The organism is Nostoc sp. JL33 (assembly GCF_017114985.1).
Lineage (GTDB): Bacteria > Cyanobacteriota > Cyanobacteriia > Cyanobacteriales > Nostocaceae > Nostoc.
Map to the genome: position 1 here is coordinate 45,542 of NZ_JABXKP010000074.1, position 16,777 is coordinate 62,318.

13 protein-coding genes and 1 pseudogene are annotated in these 16,777 nt (G+C 39.2%); 3 read left to right on the top strand and 11 right to left on the bottom strand.

Annotated features, from left to right (window positions below; genetic code table 11):
- Window positions 1–45: 45 nt before the first annotated feature.
- The 11 genes and pseudogenes from HWQ23_RS20820 to HWQ23_RS20870 form a co-directional block, all read right to left on the bottom strand.
- Window positions 46–1,140: a glycosyltransferase family 4 protein gene (locus HWQ23_RS20820; protein WP_292832147.1), complete on the bottom strand. Its 1,095-nt coding sequence runs from the start codon at window positions 1,138–1,140 to the stop codon at window positions 46–48.
- Window positions 1,140–2,300, bottom strand: a complete 1,161-nt coding sequence (locus tag HWQ23_RS20825) for a glycosyltransferase family 4 protein (RefSeq protein ID WP_292832151.1) — start codon at window positions 2,298–2,300, stop codon at window positions 1,140–1,142. The genes HWQ23_RS20820 and HWQ23_RS20825 overlap by 1 nt, the downstream gene beginning before the upstream one ends.
- Before the next feature lie 8 nt (window positions 2,301–2,308).
- The gene (locus HWQ23_RS20830) at window positions 2,309–3,280 is read right to left on the bottom strand and encodes a GDP-mannose 4,6-dehydratase (RefSeq protein WP_292832154.1); all 972 of its coding nucleotides are present in this window, start codon (window positions 3,278–3,280) and stop codon (window positions 2,309–2,311) included.
- A 319-nt stretch (window positions 3,281–3,599) separates the two neighbouring features.
- A complete protein-coding gene (locus HWQ23_RS20835; RefSeq protein WP_292832157.1) occupies window positions 3,600–4,757 on the bottom strand; it encodes a glycosyltransferase family 4 protein in 1,158 nt (385 codons plus the stop codon).
- Between the two features lie 4 nt (window positions 4,758–4,761).
- A complete protein-coding gene (locus HWQ23_RS20840) occupies window positions 4,762–5,907 on the bottom strand; it encodes a DUF4214 domain-containing protein (protein WP_292832159.1) in 1,146 nt (381 codons plus the stop codon).
- Window positions 5,908–5,911: 4 nt separating this feature from the next.
- Complete coding sequence (locus HWQ23_RS20845; RefSeq protein WP_292832161.1) at window positions 5,912–8,233, bottom strand: glycosyltransferase family 4 protein; 2,322 nt, start codon at window positions 8,231–8,233, stop codon at window positions 5,912–5,914.
- A complete protein-coding gene (locus HWQ23_RS20850; protein ID WP_292832163.1) occupies window positions 8,230–9,870 on the bottom strand; it encodes a class I SAM-dependent methyltransferase in 1,641 nt (546 codons plus the stop codon). Before HWQ23_RS20850 ends, HWQ23_RS20845 begins: the two co-directional genes overlap by 4 nt.
- Before the next feature lie 102 nt (window positions 9,871–9,972).
- A complete protein-coding gene (locus tag HWQ23_RS20855) occupies window positions 9,973–11,277 on the bottom strand; it encodes an ABC transporter ATP-binding protein (RefSeq protein ID WP_292832165.1) in 1,305 nt (434 codons plus the stop codon).
- Between the two features lie 151 nt (window positions 11,278–11,428).
- The gene (locus tag HWQ23_RS20860) at window positions 11,429–12,277 is read right to left on the bottom strand and encodes an ABC transporter permease (protein WP_292832428.1); all 849 of its coding nucleotides are present in this window, start codon (window positions 12,275–12,277) and stop codon (window positions 11,429–11,431) included.
- 401 nt (window positions 12,278–12,678) lie between these two features.
- Window positions 12,679–13,171 (bottom strand): annotated as a pseudogene (locus HWQ23_RS20865) (hypothetical protein).
- Window positions 13,172–13,189: 18 nt separating this feature from the next.
- Window positions 13,190–13,960, bottom strand: coding sequence for a Uma2 family endonuclease (locus HWQ23_RS20870; protein ID WP_292832166.1), 771 nt, complete (start codon window positions 13,958–13,960; stop codon window positions 13,190–13,192).
- Window positions 13,961–14,113: 153 nt separating this feature from the next.
- Between HWQ23_RS20870 and petP the strand changes: the two genes are divergently transcribed.
- The 3 genes from petP to chlG all read left to right on the top strand — a co-directional run bounded on the left by petP (window position 14,114) and on the right by chlG (window position 16,761).
- A complete protein-coding gene (gene petP, locus HWQ23_RS20875; protein ID WP_292832168.1) occupies window positions 14,114–14,305 on the top strand; it encodes a cytochrome b6f subunit PetP in 192 nt (63 codons plus the stop codon).
- Window positions 14,306–14,425: 120 nt separating this feature from the next.
- Window positions 14,426–15,526, top strand: a complete 1,101-nt coding sequence (locus tag HWQ23_RS20880; protein WP_292832171.1) for a Get3/ArsA fold putative tail anchor-mediating ATPase NosAFP — start codon at window positions 14,426–14,428, stop codon at window positions 15,524–15,526.
- Window positions 15,527–15,714: 188 nt separating this feature from the next.
- Window positions 15,715–16,761, top strand: coding sequence for a chlorophyll synthase ChlG (chlG, locus tag HWQ23_RS20885; protein WP_292832174.1), 1,047 nt, complete (start codon window positions 15,715–15,717; stop codon window positions 16,759–16,761).
- The last annotated feature ends 16 nt before the right edge of the window (window positions 16,762–16,777 follow it).

Below are 16,777 nucleotides of genomic sequence, written 5' to 3' on the forward strand. Positions count from 1 at the left end.
TCTGAAATCTTGATAAAATCCCTAATTCTGGCGTTATTTTATTTTTTATAAATAACGGGACAAAACTTCGACGGTTGCTTTTCCTGTTTTTTCCCAACTGAATTGTTGGGAGTGGGTGATACCTTGGCTAGAAAGGCGCGATCGCAACCCCAAATCAGTTGCAATAACCTGCATCGCCTCTGTAATTTCTTCAGTGTTGTAGGGATTGATCAGAATCGCCGCATCGCCAGCCACTTCTGGTAAGGAGGAGAGATTGGAAGTAATCACCGGAGTACCACAAGCCATTGCTTCCAGGACAGGTAAACCAAAACCTTCCCAGAGACTGGGGAAAACGAGTGCGATCGCTTGATTGATGATTTTTGGTAATTCGCCATAGGGTACATAGTCGAGGAACTTTACCTGATTAGTTATACCTAGTTCTGCAACTTGCACTTTTAAAGTAGGGGTGTAACGCGAATCAATTGGCCCTACTAACCATAGTTCATAGTCTTTGCAGTTAGGTAACGCCGCAAAAGCACTGATAAGTCGCTGGATGTTTTTGTATGGATCTTGGCGGCCAATGTAGAGAAAGTAGTTGCTAGTGGGGAGGTTGAGATGATGGAAGTGAGTGCGATCGTGCGCTAAAGGAATCGGAGTAATTTTGCTAGCGGGAATTTGGTAAAAATCGGTAATGTCTTTAGCCGTAGTCTGGGAGATGCAAATAATGTGTTCTGCTTGCTTAAGGACTTGGGGAGTGTAGTAACGGTGGTAGGGTGTGAGTGGTGAGAACCGTTTGCCAAAGCGCAACGGTATCATGTCAAAAGATGTGACGACAAAACGACAGTCAGTATAAAGGGGTGCTTCCGGTAGGGGGGAGAATAAGAGACTCGATTTCAGGTTTTTATAGATTTTTGGTAGTTGAAATTGTGTCCAAAGGAGGCGGTCAAAATGACCTTTTGTGCCGTGGTCTGGCGTTAAGTTTGACGGGATTGGATAGCAGTCAAAATCAGGATATTTCTGCGCTACTAATAGAGTGGGTTGCAAAGATTTTAAATAAGGAAAAAGGTTTTTAGCATAGTTGCCTATACCTGTTGGTTGAGACAAGAGAATAGATAAGTTAATAATTAATTGTTTGGCAGAGGTATTATCTACTATTTTCATTAAATAAGGGTTCTGTAAGCGTTTAATGTTTCTTTTGCCGTTCTTTCCCAGGAAAATAATTTTGCTCTGGCTTTACCTTTATTAATTAATTCTTGGCGTAACTCGGAATCACTGATTACTTTCAGTATGGCTTCGGCTAGTTGAACAGGGTTATTAGGGTCAACCAGTATAGCTGCATCTCCTGTAACTTCTGGAATTGAGGAAGTATTGGAACTGATCACAGGAGCGCCTAGAGTCATTGCTTCCAATACGGGTAAACCAAACCCTTCGTAATGAGATGGATAAACGAAGACATCAGCTTTTGAGTAAAATAATGCAACTAATTCATTAGATAGGTAATTAAGATGATGAATTTGGTTTCCCCAAGGGGAATTTTCAATAGCTGCAAATACTGGCTGGTAATTCCATCCTTTCTTACCAATCAATATTAATTGATGTTCAATTTTGTACTTTTCTTTTAAAAAATTAAAGGCTGTGATTATAGTATTAATATTTTTTCTTGGCTCTATTGTGCTGACAAAAAGTAGATATGGTTTGGAAAAATCATAATTAGCTTGCTTTTCTAGCCTCTGGGCAATTTCCTCAGATAAGTAATTAGGAGAGTAGCGACTAGCTAAAGGTGTGACATAGACTTTTTTCGGGTCTACTTCCAAATATTCAATAATATCTTTTTTAGAGCTTTCTGAAATTGTTAAAACTAAATCTGTCCACTGTAAACATCGCTTTACCCTTTCTGTATATGTTTTTACCATTGAATCTATATAGTTAGGATATTTGATAAAAGTCAGATCATATATATTCATTACCTTTAAACTATTTCGACAGGGATAAACTGAGTAATTTGTACCATGTAATATATCTGGAAAACCAAAATATTTTTCAAAGTAAGATAAACTAGGTTTAAAGGCTAAAGCTAATAATAAATCTGAAATTCTTACAGGTAAAGGCAGGAGATACTGTTGAGAATAATGTTTAAGGGATTCAGGAAAACTGAAATCACCCCGAAGCCAATTTTTTAACCTTGGTTGATAGACTACTCCTAACTGAAAATTTTCCTCTTTTTGTAATACATCAAGAGCGGATATTAAATTAGCAACATAAAAGCCAACCCCACTGGGTTTTGAATCCACTGGGGTGGCATCAACTACAACTTTTAGCATTAGAATATTTAAGCTCCGCCGATGCTCAACTTTTTTAGATCATAATCAACCATTAACTCAACCAATTGCTCAAAGGAATGCTGAGGCTGCCAACCTAACTCAGTTTTAATTTTATTAATAGAACCAACTAACTGCACTGGTTCATCAGAGCGATAAAAAGCAGGGTCAACTGAGACATAATCTTGCCAGTTTAGACCAACGCAGTTAAAAGCACACTCAACGAGTTCTCTGACAGAGTGAGTTTCACCACTAGCGATGATATAGTCATCAGGTTGTGCTTGCTGCAACATCAACCACATAGCGTAAACAGCATCTTTGGCATAGCACCAATCACGACGGGCATCTAGGTTGCCTAATTTTAGTTCATTTGCCAAACCTAATTTAATTTGGGCAGCTGCATGAGTGATTTTGCGAAATACAAATTCTGTCCCGCGTCGAGGCGATTCGTGAGTATAAGTAATACCACAGGAGTTATAAAGGTTGTATTTCTGCCGATAGTTGACAGTCATCCAATGAGCATAAGCTTTGGCAACACCATAAGGGTTGCGCGGACGAAAGGCAGTGCGTTCGGTTTGGGGCGATTCGTCAGGTTGACCAAAAACTTCACTACTAGATGCTTGGTAGAATCGAGCATCCGGTTTGCAGCGCCGGATAGATTCTAAAAGGCGAGAAACACCAAGGGCTGTGTACTCAGCAGTCAGGGCTGGTTGTGTCCAAGAGAGAGGAACGTAGCTTTGCGAGGCAAGATTATAAATTTCGTCGGGTTGACACTCGCTAACCACATCCATTAAAGAAGATTGGTCTAAAAGGTCGCCAGATACAATTTGAACATTGCCTGTGAGGTGGTTGATGCGCTCTAGGTTACTTGTGCTGGAGCGGCGGACTAAGCCAAAAACTTCGTAGCCTTTAGCGAGAAGAAGTTCAGCCAGATAAGAGCCGTCTTGTCCTGTTAAACCTGTGATTAGGGCTTTTTTAGTCATGTGCTACAACAAAATTATCAAGATTGTGGAGATGTTATTTATGAGGTATAAAAATTAGTAGGATAGCAATAGACATCTCTGGTTAAAAGTATCATGTCTGCTAGCACGACTTGATCGATTGTTGCAAATTCGATAAATTACAAAGCTGAAGCAATGCGTATTGTAAATGTAGTTAAATTAAATTTTTAGATATCGCCTGCAAATCCATCTTAATCTTTTTGAAAACATTAAGCGTTGTGTATTGTTAAAATTAGTTACTATATCACAAGGGTAGCGATCGCCTGGAAAAATTATCCTATCTATACAATCACATTTGCAATTAATTCAGTAATTCTAAATAATCCTTCTCTATCTTCGACCACATATAATTTCTTTCAACAAATCTTTTTCCCTGCAAACCTAGTTGATATCTAATTTGCTTATCCAGTTTTTCTATAGCCACCTGAAACTCATCTGTATTGGTATACCAAACTCCAGCTTGGGCCCTCAAACATTGTCCCACCAAAACATCACATTTTCCGTTGACTATAACAGGCTTGCCCATTATCCAAGCTTCCAACAACACCATAGAAAGACTTTCATAAGGTGAGGGCATTACCAGCAAATCACAAGCTTCTAACGCATCCCACTTAGTCTGCTCATCTACAAAACCCAGCGCCACAATATCAGGATGGCGGGGAATTGGCATTGTTGCCTTACCTAGCAATACTAACTTTCTTGAAACAGATTCCTGCTTTCGCAACTGTATAAAGTAGTCAAAAAGCTCTTGACACCCTTTAGAGGGGTCTATTCTACCAATATAAAGCAGAAAAGGTTCATTAATGTTATGTTTTTGCCTGAATTTTTTTGCGTTAAGCGTTGATGGTGGATCTATCGCTACACCAGCAACGGGCCCCTCAAAGTTTATTTTGGGAAAACGTGTCTTGAGAAAATCTCGTTCTTCTATCGTGTTGAAGATAAATCCACGAGGTTTTTCAAAGAATTTATCCCACATACTCATATAAATGGGCCATTCGTTATGAGCTAAAGGAGCTAAATAAGCTTTTTCTGCTACAGATGGTAAAATGAAATAAGTCGTCGCATACAAATAAGTAAAAAAAATAAATGCGTCGTATTCGTGCTGTTTCTGTTTGACGTAAGCAATCAAGTCAGGAGAAATTGGCCCTTGCGATCGCATCCATGCTTCTTGTTCTTTGATAGATACTTTATTGAAATAATGGCAAATTTTTTCAGACAAATAATTGAATTCTGTGATATTACGTGGTTGTGCCACCCGGAAACGCTGCACTTTAACACCGGAAACTTCTGCTAACCCTGGTGAATAGTAGTTTTTCCAAGTTATATAGTCTAATGCACAGGTTGTCAGTATTTCTGTATCCCAATAATTAGACATATGCTGGGCAATTTTAAGACAGTGGGTTTCGGCTCCACCGTTAACTTCTAATCCACAGCGCTGAACTACGAAAGCTACTCGCATAACATTAATTATAAAAACCTTTAATTTTTGATTTCGTGAAACGTATATGATCTACGATCGCTTGATTTTCTTTGGGATTAGGATTTTTGGAAAAAACGTAATATGACTTTCTTGCTATTGATATTTTGTTCATGCTATTGTCATATTTTTCATGCAGTACTTTTTCAATCTCTACTTGCCTATAAAAATTGTGTTTTTCAAATTGTTTTACCCACCATTGAGTATCAGCCCAAATGATATGCCCATGCATTGGATATCCATCTTTGTCTACATGCAGCTTGGAAAAATTTCTTCCCTGTATAATGTCTTCCTGCCAACCTTGAATATAAATGGGGAAAATTAAACCAAAAATACTATCTTCATCGAATGCTGGAATATTACAAAATAAATAGCCGTTGTCACTTAATATCTTGGCTATTTTAGCAATGTAATCGTCAAGTTTATTAACATTCAAATGTTCAAAAATATCTAATCCAAAAACTAAATTATATGTTCCTAAATTTTCTAAATTTAATAAGTCTCCCCTATGAATATTTTTCTTAATGTCAGGAAAAGCCTTATTTATTGCCATTTGACTAATTTCAACCCCTTCACACAATATATTAAGTTCATGAAGGCATTGTAAAATTGTGCCACTAGCACAGCCTATTTCTAAGGCTCTCTCAGGCTGAAAAAGTGAGATAATTTCTGCCATTATTTTTTTATCTATATCAATATTTAAACTCCATACGCCGGGTTTTTCATAATAACCATGTTCCAAAATCATTGCTTCTAGCCAATCAAAATCATCTTGACTATTGGCATTAAAAACGAGAATTTTATTAATTTGTGAAATGTCATCTACTAATTCATAACTCGATGGCCTTAACTCTCTTAAATTTTGGATCTGATAATTTTCTTGTAGAACTTTGTTAATAAACTCATCTGATTTCACCAGGCTTATAAGAACGTCTGTTCGACTATATGCAGAGTTGAGAAGATTTGTATAATGATTTAACCCACCTGGGTCTATATCTCGACCCAAAATCTCTTTATACGCATGTTCTAAAAAACTCTGATCAGATTCGGATGTAGAAATATTCTTCCAATTATGGTTATTTTTTTGTCTGACTCTATTTAAGAAATATAATAATTTATTTACATAGTTCACTGCGTTATTCCTCCATCCTTAAAATTACATTATTTAATTTTTCAACTACTGCTGTCGTTAAAAATTTTTCTCTCCTTTTCCTCTGTGCAGAAATTACCTTTGATATTAGTGATTTATCATATATCAGTAACTTTGCCAAGGCTGCAACCTGAACTAAATCGTCCTTACTATTAAACATCAGCGCTGCTTCACCTAATGTTTCTGGTACAGCAGTACTCTTGTAAGCCAAAATAGGAACATCAAACCACATTGCTTCAACCAGTGGTACACAAAAACCTTCATGCTCACTCATTGACCAAAATAAGTGTGCAGTTTGATAAAATGCTAACAATTGGGCATCATTTACTTGCCCTGGAAGCATTACAAAATTTGTCAGGTTGAACTTTTCAATAGTATTGATTAGGTGGCAGTAGTACGGATCGTTTATCTCACCAAAACCAACTAAAATTAGCCGCGCCTCTCGATCCATTGTTAAGTAGTGGGCAAATGCTTCTATAAGTTGATCTTGGCGCTTATTTGGTGATAAACGACCAACAAAAAGCAAATTAGCCTTACCATCTTGCAATTGCTGCATTAATTCAGCATCCGCAGGCATATCCCATTTACTAGGGTTAGTAGCGATTGGTAATACCCCTGGTTCATGAAAACCAGACGCTGCAAGTTCCTCTGCATTGTAAGCAGAATCTCCAACTGATATTGGAAAGTATTGGGCTAGTTGTTTTAGTTCATTGCGACCTTTTTCTAGAATCTTGGCAAACTCCGGTCGATAAGGCAAAAAAAACTCAGCCGGCGTGATGTTGTGATAAATTAAGCATTTTACACCAGGATGAGCGATCGCATAATCTGTAAGCTCAGAACCAATTGAATGATGGTAAATTAATCCGGCTTGAGGGTTGATATATTTTGATTGAAATACTGTTACTTCATGAGCAACTCGCTCATCTACATACCTAACAAAAATATCAGATTTATATCCCCAGTCGCGGAGATAATTTCTGATTGCTAGTGCGTGATTGGAAATAGCATCACCATAAGCAAGATTTGGTAGAAGTTGATGGATTTCTCGAAGTTTTCCTAAGTTAGACTTAGTTGTTACTGGTGCTGATTGTTTAGATAGTCCAAATACAGCTTCATAACGTTGAATAATATTATCCCATACAGCATTTTCATTTGCATAAACTTGACCATTTGCTCCATATTCTGTTAATTTTTCCTTTTCTATTTGGTCAATTTTAGCGAATAATTCTGTCCATTCAATTTCTGTATCTGCTAGCCAACCACCTTTGGCAGACTCGACAGCCATTGCAGTAGCCAAACACTTCCGATGAGCAACAGTAGGTTTTTTATAGAACCAAGCTTCCATAATGACGCGGGAATAACTTTCGTTCTGACTAGGTTGAAATAAAGCTAAACAGTTAGCTAATAATGCTTCTTTTTCGCTTTCTGCAACTAAACCTAAATCAATTAAACCCGGCACAGAAGTAAGAAAAGATGGATTTCCAGTACCAGCCGAAACTAATTTTAGATTAGAATCTGGGTACTTTTGCTTGAAATTTATATAAGCTTTAACTAATAAATCTGTATTTTTTGTTGAATCTCGGCGACCTAGACAAAGAATAAACCGCTTTTGTTTGATTTGAAAATCTTTTATTTTAATAATTTCTGTATTGTTATAAACGCCCGCTTCTATTCCTGCACCTGCTACAAGGCTTTTACCAATAATACCAGGGCCATATAATTTTATTGCTAGTTGAGCTTCACCCTCACTGATGAATAATAATCCTTTTGCTAAATGAAAAATCTTCGCAATTTGTGGCAAGTAAGCATAAGCCTCATCGTGCAAGCAAGGCTGTAAAAAAGCATGACTGGCTACAATCTCCAAACCATTTAAAACAATTCCATAAAGATAAGGTAAAAATAAAAATGCTTGATACTGGTCTTGATATTTTTTGAGATAATTTAGTAAATCGCTAGAATTAATATTCTCAGAACAAAATATAGCTGCATTTTTTAAATTTACAGGGCTGACTCCCGGCTTTAAATCCGACGATGGTAAGCTTAATATCAAAGCGTTAACATCGTCAAAACTAGCGCGATCGCGGCAATCAACTTTAAAGCGGCGAATCTTTAAACCTTGTTCTTGGCTCAATCCAGATTTCAGATGATTGACTGACCAATCCTCCTCAAAAGAGCGACAGCAAGTTGTTAAAACCTCAATTTCATGTCCTCGTCGTGCCAAGCGTGTCGCCACTTGCCAAGCTTGTTGTTCTGCGCCTCCTTTTAAATCCTCACCAAACCAAGGGGTAACTATAGCTATTGGTTTCATTTTTTATATCCAATTACTGCATAATCGCGGGAACCAAAGAACCAGTTCTTAAGAGTTAGACTTGCTATATCTGGTTTGTCAAATGGGCTATCCTCTACTGGGTTTAAATACATTAATTGAACATTTGATAAGCCTTTAAAGCTCAGACAGAACTGAATTGTCTCAGGAAAAACTGGATTGCGGTGAGTTGGATCTGAATAAAAATTGCAAGCCCCAACTACTAAATTTTTGGGATTTGGCGTTTCAAAAATAGCTATTCCCTCTGGTTTAAGTACTCTTACTACTTCTTCTAATAACTTGATTAACACCGGAAATTCTAAATGTTCAATGATGTGAAAACCGGTTACTGCACCTAAGCTATCATCTGGTAGGGATTGCAAGTATGTAATTACATCAGATTCCAGTACATCAAGTTTTCTGGCTTGACATTGTTCTTGCATCACCCTGTTGATATCTATACCCTTTGCTGTGTAACCAGACTCTCGCAGTAACTCTAGCCATTCACCCCGTCCACAACCCACATCTAAAATAGGGGAGTTTGGCGTACCGATTTTTGCTTCTTCAATCAAAGGTAGATATACTTTCAACCTATTACCAATTTGCTCGCGGCTACCTCGAAACTGGTCTTCAAAAGCAACGTAGAAGGCATCTAATAAATGTTGCTCTTCATTGATAAAAGTTTGTACTTGCTGTTGATTGAATGGTTCTGGCAAACGCCGCCGTGCTTCTTCTAAAAATAAGGCAATTATGCGCTTCTGCTGTATTAGATCATTTTTGAGATAATTGTCGTTTCTGATATGACGCTCATCCATTCCTTGAATATAAGTCTTAAAATTGTTTAACTTTTCTTCAATATCAGTGATCGAATTATTTACAGATCCATTAATGGTATTCAAACTATCATCTATACCTTGCAAACGAAGATCCATAACATCTAAGTACTGATCTATATCTTGGAAGTGACTATCAACGGTACTCAGGCGCTGATCGATTCCTTGAAAGTGAGTATCAACAGTACTCAGGCGCTGATCTATTCCTTGAAAGTGAGTATCAACAGTACTCAGGCGCTGATCGATTCCTTGAAAGTGAGTATCAACAGTACTCAGGCGCTGATCTATTCCTTGAAAGTGAGTATCAACAGTACTCAGGCGCTGATCGATTCCTTGAAAGTGAGTATCAACAGTACTCAGGCGCTGATCGATTCCCTGGAAGTGACTATCAACAGTACTCAGGCGCTCATTTATTTGCGTCTTTAAAGTATTGATTTGTTCTATTAGCTGTCCATTCACTGTTACAGACGCTTTTAAGGCAAGAATTAAATTGAAATTGACTTCTCTTTGGTCTTTAAAGAAAAAATTAATAAGTTTTAGAATAAATTTTTGTAATTTTGAGCTTAAGTTAAAAGGAAAGCGATTAAGCTTATCAGGCCACTTTGTGCGTGCATAAGCTCTAGATTCTGCATTTATAAGTAAAGATTCAATATAGCCAATCTTTGACGTTAAGCCTGTTATATCTCCTATATGTGCATTATTTTTTGTAGCTAATGGTTGAGAATATCCTGGGCGTTTAGCAACCTCTTCGCGGATCTTTTGCATTAACTCATCGATATTAATTTCAGGGTTATGGGAATCAAACATAGTTTAATTTACACACTATTACATTTATTAACTAAAATTCAATTGTTATGAATCTATTTATTCCAAATTACCAATCTTAAACTCATGTAAAAATCAGTTTTTTTACAATTTAGCCCCAATTGTGTGATCTGCTGGAATATTATATTCGACAGTCGAGCGCAAATCTACTAAGCCATCACAAGAAATAGCGTTATTGACTTCAAATACTACTAGTTCATCGACCCAATCATAACTTAATCCTTCTTCAGAATGTATTCCTAGTGTAACTGTGTAAACTCCTCTATTCATATAACAGGGGATTTTAAACAATATTGTTAATTCCTGATTTTCCTTTAGTTCTGGTAGTTTAATGTTTAGTAAATGAGTATTAATTCCATATATTACCAAACCCATTAAATTCCTAATTGAGATACCCACAATTAAGTCGGATAGTTCTGCTTTTGCTTGCAATACTACACTGATTTGGAATCTTTGTCCCGTTTCTAATTTTGCTATTTTATTACCTTTTAAATCAATAAGTTGAACACTTTTAATAATAGCTAGTTTATTACCATGCCTATGTAAACTACTCTCTTGATTATTTTTGACAAAATCATCCTTTAATTCAATATTATTTTGTTGAACTAAGGTCATCTCTTCAGATTTTTTATTTTCACTTTCTACTTGATTATTGTCTGAGCTTAATAAAGCAATATAATGATTTACAACCTCTTTAGGTTCACCTATTTCTAACATTTTTCCATGATTCATCAATATTGCGCTGTTACACAACATTTTGACGCTGCCAGAATCATGAGAAACAAATAAGATAGTCACACCTTGTTCTTTCATCTGGCGAATCCGCTTCATACAGCGAGCTTGAAATTTTGCATCCCCTACTGCTAAAGCTTCATCTACAATTAAAATACTCGGTTCCGTATTGGCAACGACTGCAAATGCTAGTCTTACTACCATGCCACTGGAATAAGTTTTAACTGGATGCTCTATAAAATCTCCTATCTCTGCGAAGGCGGCAATATCATCAAACTTAGCTTCTATTTCGTCTCGACTTAACCCTAAAATTTGTCCATTAAAAAATACATTTTGCCTTCCAGTAAATTCGGGATTAAATCCGCTACCTAGTTCTAGTAAAGCTGAAACTCTGCCGTTAACCCATACCTCTCCTGTAGTTGGTGTTAAGGTTCCAGCAATGATTTGTAGTAATGTACTTTTACCAGAACCATTCTGACCAATAATTCCTAATGTCTCTCTTTTAGGAATTTCCAAGTTAATATCGCGTAATGCCCAAAACTCTTGAGCGTGGCTCCTACTAGGTAGTAAAATTTCTTTGAGCCTATCTACTGGACGAGCATATCGTTTGTAGCACTTTGAGATATTCTTTAGCGAAATTGCTATCTCCTCACCCATAACACCGCATACTCAAATTACTAAAAAATTTAACATGTACAACTTTATCAATTAACAATTAATTACGTCAGTAAAATTTTGGCTTTTTGTCGAATCATATCGTTATCTACTATACAGGTAACAGCAGTATAATAATGAAAATTAAAATTGGCTACAACACATCTGCAAAAGCTGGGCGTAAACGCTTGTACACTGTAATACCAAAACAAAATATAATTGTTGCTACCATGCAAGCAACTCCCCATTCACCCCAATGCTTCACCTCCCCAACTAAAACTATGTCGCGATAAACTTCAGCGATCGCTGCCATTGGATTTAACCAGAATACCAAAGTCTGCCATTGCTCTGGAATTGCTGATGCTGGATAGACTAGCGGTGTCGCATAAAACCAAATATTTAAAACCACTACTAAAGTCTGCGGAATATCTCGCAAAAACACCGTTAGTCCTGCTGTTAAATAGCCCAACCCTGCTGTTAGCAATAGCTGTGTTAGCCAGACCAAGGGTAATAGCGCCAAGGTAGTATGTAAAGTATGAGAAGTTACCGCCACGAAAAAAATCAATGCCATTAAACCAAAGGAACTCTCAATGAATGTTGACAAAACTGGCACTAGAGGTAACAACGCTAGAGGAAACACCACCTTCTTGACTAAATTCGGTTGTCCTAGTACCGAATTAGCGGACTGCATTAGACCACCCGTAAAAGCAATCCAAGGAAGTAACCCTGCAAATAGCCACAAACCAAAGGTGAAATCATTTGCTGGTAAACCCTTGAGGGTAGTCAGCTTCACCTTCAGCACAGTAGAAAACACATAAGTATAAATCAGTAACTGTGATAGCTGATTTAGCAAAGGCCACAAGTTGCCCAAAATAGAACCCTTGTAACGCGCCTCTAAATCCCGGCGTACTAGAGTTCTCAGTAAGTCGAACTTCATCCACAACTGTTCATCTATGGGCAAGATGCGCCTCCATCTCCCTACCTTACGTACAACTCCTCGCATTGTTGGCAACAATTTATGCTTCTTCCCTTACTACTCACTACCCATTCACCTAATTGCTCTCACAGAAGTATTATATTTACGAAAGTTCCTTTTTTACGGACTTTCAAATAAAAAATATCCAACTAACTACTTGTTATTTGTGAGGTGGGTGTCTCAACCGCCTTTGGCTACGGGCGCTCGTGTCGCCCACCCCACAAGAATTGAGTATTTTTTTATTTGTCAATCCCTAATTTATTTGTTGGAAATCTCTTTAGTGCTTTGAGAATCTATCACCAGTAGAAAATTGTATCCAAATTATCTTGGTGATTATACAATGAATCGGCTATCTTAAGTATATTTTTAATACAAATCTAAATTCTGTTTGCAACGCTGCTTTCCTTGTTAAGGAGGTGAGTTTTAGCTTAACTCAAACTATCTGGATCAACTCCCTGCGATCGCAAATACTTTGCCAATCTATCAGCCCGTTGGCGTTCCTGTTCTGCTTGTTCTCTTTGAGTCGGCATCCAACCCGCAGAATTATACCAACGCAACCACAAACCTGTGTCTGCTGGTAAGAACCTTGCCAAAGACCCAATCCTAGTTCTAACTCTTGCAACCATAAGCGGTTCTCTGGTAAAGATATTGCCTCGTAGCGAGTGCCTATGAGTTGAAAAGCACCCAAATGATTTTCGTAGCGATCGTAGATAACGTAGTAAGGAACCCGTAAAATCAGTCACTAGCAAGCAAAATTTCTTCAGATGGATAAGTCAGAGGCTGACAAGTCTCACTGAGCAAATCCGCCTGAATGCGGTGAAATTCATCTGGCAAACCTGATTCCCCTACTAATTCACTGGGTAAATCATACATCGTCGGCATGGTTTCTTGTGGCGGACGGGGTGGATCTGTTTGATACATGACTACTACCTTTGTTGCTTAACTCAAGCTATCTGGATTAACTCCTAGCGATCGCAAATGTTCCGCCAACCGTTGCGATCGCATCTGTTCTTGTTCCAACCGCAATTGTGTTTCCGATACCTGTTGCTGTGCTTCCGATACCTGTTGCTGTGCTTCCGATACCTGTTGCTGTGCTGCAATAGCTGCCTGTTGCGCTGCTATTGCAGCTTCTTCTGGTGTTGGCACTAAATCACCATCAGGTGTAAAGTAGCGTAATTTACCTTCTTCTACGCCTAAATACAGCCTAAGCACGTCGCTCCAACACCATCCCCGCGCATTTGGTGTAATTTCCTGATACTTGTTGCCTACCAATTCAAAACCGACAAATTCCAAATTTTCCGGCGAAAACCAAAAATATTCTGGTGTGTGAAATCGATTTTCATAGAGATTTTTCTTCAAATTCCGGTCAATATCAGCCGTACTTTCTGAAAGTAATTCAATAATCAAATCTGGATAACGACCATCTTCTTCCCAGACTACCCAGGAATTGCGTGATCGCTTTTCAGTGTCTTTCACCAAAAAAAAGTCTGGGCCTCGAAAATCTCGATTTCGCAACTGCTGACGGCTAAAATAAATCGTTAGATTCGCACCTATAAAGAAATCATTAGAGTCACGCCACAGCCACTCAAGGGAAGTTACTAGCAGCAGTAGCTGCATATAGTGCAATGAAGTTTCCATCTCTGGCTCATCACTTAACAACCGAGTTGCATCGGGCATCTGCTGTTCTAGCTCTTCGGCTGTGACAAACATGGGTATCTACCTGCTTGGTTGTTGATTTAATTTTAAGCTGTAAGGTCAGGACTGAGAAGTTAGAAGTTTGGAATTTTCTCCCTCAGATCCACTGAATTTGTAAGAGCATCACGGATTCCGCTACACTGAGACTTGGTTTATTTGAAATCAGGCATGGAAATCGGACAAAAGGTTAAAGTCTTTCGTTTGCGCGATCGCGTTTCTCCCCCGGTTGTGAAAAAACTCGGACAAGTGGGTATCATCCAAGGCTACAAAGTCACTGATGGTGGTGGAATCGGTGTAGTGGTGGTGTTTGACGACAACACTTCCACCTGGTTTTTTGAAGATGAAATCAAACCTGTGTAGTAGTAAAGAACTCAGAACCGGGTTTTTCTCTTAATCTGAAGTTGAAAGCACAGGCCCAGAGTCTTTGTTGAGTGCTAAGTTGGAGTTGAAAAGCTCGGCGGTGAAAAGAGGAATCAAATAATGGCTCTAATATTGACATTTTTGGGCAAAGGCGGCACCGCTCGTACCAAAATTGCGATCGCCGCCGCCAAATTATTGGCAAGTCAAGGCAAGCGTGTACTTCTAGCAGCACAAGCAGAACCAACATTGCCAATTCTGCTGGGTAGTCCCATTGCTGCCGATCCCCAGGAAATCGCTCCCAATTTGCAAGCAGTCCAGTTTCAAGCATCTGTACTACTAGAACGCAACTGGGACGAAGCGAAAAAACTTGAGGCGCAATATCTCCGCACGCCCATCTTCAAAGACGTTTTTGGTCAAGAACTGGTAGTATTGCCGGGGATGGACAGCGCCCTAGCCCTGAATGCTATCCGCGAATATGATGCCAGTGGCAAATATGATGCGATCGTTTACGATGGCACGGGTGACTCTTTAACGTTGCGAATGTTGGGTTTACCAGAATCTCTCAGTTGGTATGTCCGGCGATTTCGGCAATTGTTTGTCAACTCCGATTTGGGAAGGACGATTACTGAATCACCCTTGATTCAACCACTGATTAGCAGCTTTTTCAATGTCAACTGGACAGCAGATAACTTTGCCGGGCCCACTAACCAAGTCAATAATTTCTTAGAAAAGGGGAGAGCTGCTCTTGCTGACCCCAAACGTCTGGCTGCTTTCTTAGTAACTACAGGAGATCCCATTGACGTAGCAAATGCCCGTTATTTGTGGGGTAGCGCTCAACAAATCGGTTTAACTGTCGGTGGTGTTCTGCTTGTGTCTAGTGAGACAAACGTCAACCTGTCAGAGGAATTTCTACCATTACCTGTGAGCGTCGTTCCCGACTCGCCAACAGGTGACTGGCAACCACTGATAGACGTCCTACCCAACTTTGAAGCACAAGCGTTACAAGCTCCCAAACCAATTGAGATAGATATCCACAACCGTCAAGTACGCTTATTCTTGCCAAGTTTTGACAAAAAGCAAGTCAAGCTCACCCAATATGGGCCAGAAGTCACGGTAGAAGCAGGAGATCAACGGCGCAATATTCCCTTACCCCCGGCTCTGAGTGGCAGACCCGTTGCTGGAGCAAAGTTTCAGAATAATTATTTGATAATTTCGTTTTAAGTTATGGGAATCGGGAGTGGGGAATTGGGAGTGGGGAATGGGGGATGAGGGAGATGTAGCTTTAGCTGACCGCAGGGTGGGAGATGAGGGAGATGATATTAATAACTAATGCCCAATTCCCAATGCCCAATGCCCAATTTTCAATGCCTAATTCCCAATGCCCAATGCCCTATTAATCAGTAAAAATTATGTCAGAATCAACTCCCATTACTCCAGACCCCAACCCATCTGAGGTATTAGACTCAGTGGTAAAGAATCCCAACGAGCAAGTGATGGCATCTGCCTCTAGCAATGCGAAAACTAGGCAACTGCTGGGGATGAAAGGTGCAGCGCCAGGGGAAACTTCAATTTGGAAAATTCGTTTGCAGCTAATGAAGCCGATTACCTGGATTCCCCTAATTTGGGGGGTAGTCTGTGGTGCGGCTTCTTCTGGTAACTATACTTGGACACTGGAAAATGTGTTGAAGGTAGCAACTTGTATGTTACTGGCTGGGCCATTAATGACAGGTTACACCCAAATTCTCAATGATTACTACGATCGCGAAATCGATGCGATCAATGAACCCTATCGCCCTATCCCTTCTGGGGCAATTCCCTTACCCCAGGTAATTATTCAGATTTGGGTATTACTGATTGCTGGGATTAGTTTAGCATTTGGGCTAGATGTTTGGTCTGGTCATGAATTCCCGACAATTACAGCGATCGCGATTATCGGTTCTTTCATCGCCTACATTTATTCTGCACCTCCCCTGAAACTCAAGCAAAACGGCTGGTTAGGCAGCTACGCCTTGGGTGCAAGCTATATCACCCTACCTTGGTCTACAGGACACGCTTTGTTTGGTGATCTAAATTCCACAATTGTGATTTTGACAATGTTCTACAGCTTGGCTGGATTGGGTATTGCCATTGTTAATGATTTTAAGAGTGTAGAAGGCGATCGCCAGCTAGGATTACAGTCACTACCCGTAATGTTTGGCATCAGCACTGCGGCTTGGATTTGTGTAGTAACGATTGATGTATTTCAAGGATTGATCGCAGCTTATCTCGTCAGCATCCATGAGAATTTGTATGCAACAATACTAATACTCTTAATCATTCCGCAAATCACCTTGCAGGATATGTATTTCCTGCGTGACCCTGTAAACAATGATGTTAAGTACCAAGCCAGCGCCCAACCCTTCCTGGTTCTAGGAATGCTCGTCACTGGTTTAGCGCTGGGTCATGCTGGCGTTTAACTTCTACTTCTATAGT

What these genes read in the sequence shown, in the direction of transcription:
- chlG (WP_292832174.1), top strand. Translation starts at nt 15,715, where the DNA reads ATGTCAGAATCAACTCCCATTACTCCAGACCCCAACCCATCTGAGGTA.
- HWQ23_RS20825 (WP_292832151.1), bottom strand. Translation starts at nt 2,300, where the DNA reads ATGCTAAAAGTTGTAGTTGATGCCACCCCAGTGGATTCAAAACCCAGT.
- HWQ23_RS20820 (WP_292832147.1), bottom strand. Translation starts at nt 1,140, where the DNA reads ATGAAAATAGTAGATAATACCTCTGCCAAACAATTAATTATTAACTTA.
- HWQ23_RS20855 (WP_292832165.1), bottom strand. Translation starts at nt 11,277, where the DNA reads ATGGGTGAGGAGATAGCAATTTCGCTAAAGAATATCTCAAAGTGCTAC.
- HWQ23_RS20860 (WP_292832428.1), bottom strand. Translation starts at nt 12,277, where the DNA reads ATGCGAGGAGTTGTACGTAAGGTAGGGAGATGGAGGCGCATCTTGCCC.
- HWQ23_RS20845 (WP_292832161.1), bottom strand. Translation starts at nt 8,233, where the DNA reads ATGAAACCAATAGCTATAGTTACCCCTTGGTTTGGTGAGGATTTAAAA.
- HWQ23_RS20870 (WP_292832166.1), bottom strand. Translation starts at nt 13,960, where the DNA reads ATGTTTGTCACAGCCGAAGAGCTAGAACAGCAGATGCCCGATGCAACT.
- HWQ23_RS20835 (WP_292832157.1), bottom strand. Translation starts at nt 4,757, where the DNA reads ATGCGAGTAGCTTTCGTAGTTCAGCGCTGTGGATTAGAAGTTAACGGT.
- HWQ23_RS20880 (WP_292832171.1), top strand. Translation starts at nt 14,426, where the DNA reads ATGGCTCTAATATTGACATTTTTGGGCAAAGGCGGCACCGCTCGTACC.
- petP (WP_292832168.1), top strand. Translation starts at nt 14,114, where the DNA reads ATGGAAATCGGACAAAAGGTTAAAGTCTTTCGTTTGCGCGATCGCGTT.
- HWQ23_RS20830 (WP_292832154.1), bottom strand. Translation starts at nt 3,280, where the DNA reads ATGACTAAAAAAGCCCTAATCACAGGTTTAACAGGACAAGACGGCTCT.
- HWQ23_RS20850 (WP_292832163.1), bottom strand. Translation starts at nt 9,870, where the DNA reads ATGTTTGATTCCCATAACCCTGAAATTAATATCGATGAGTTAATGCAA.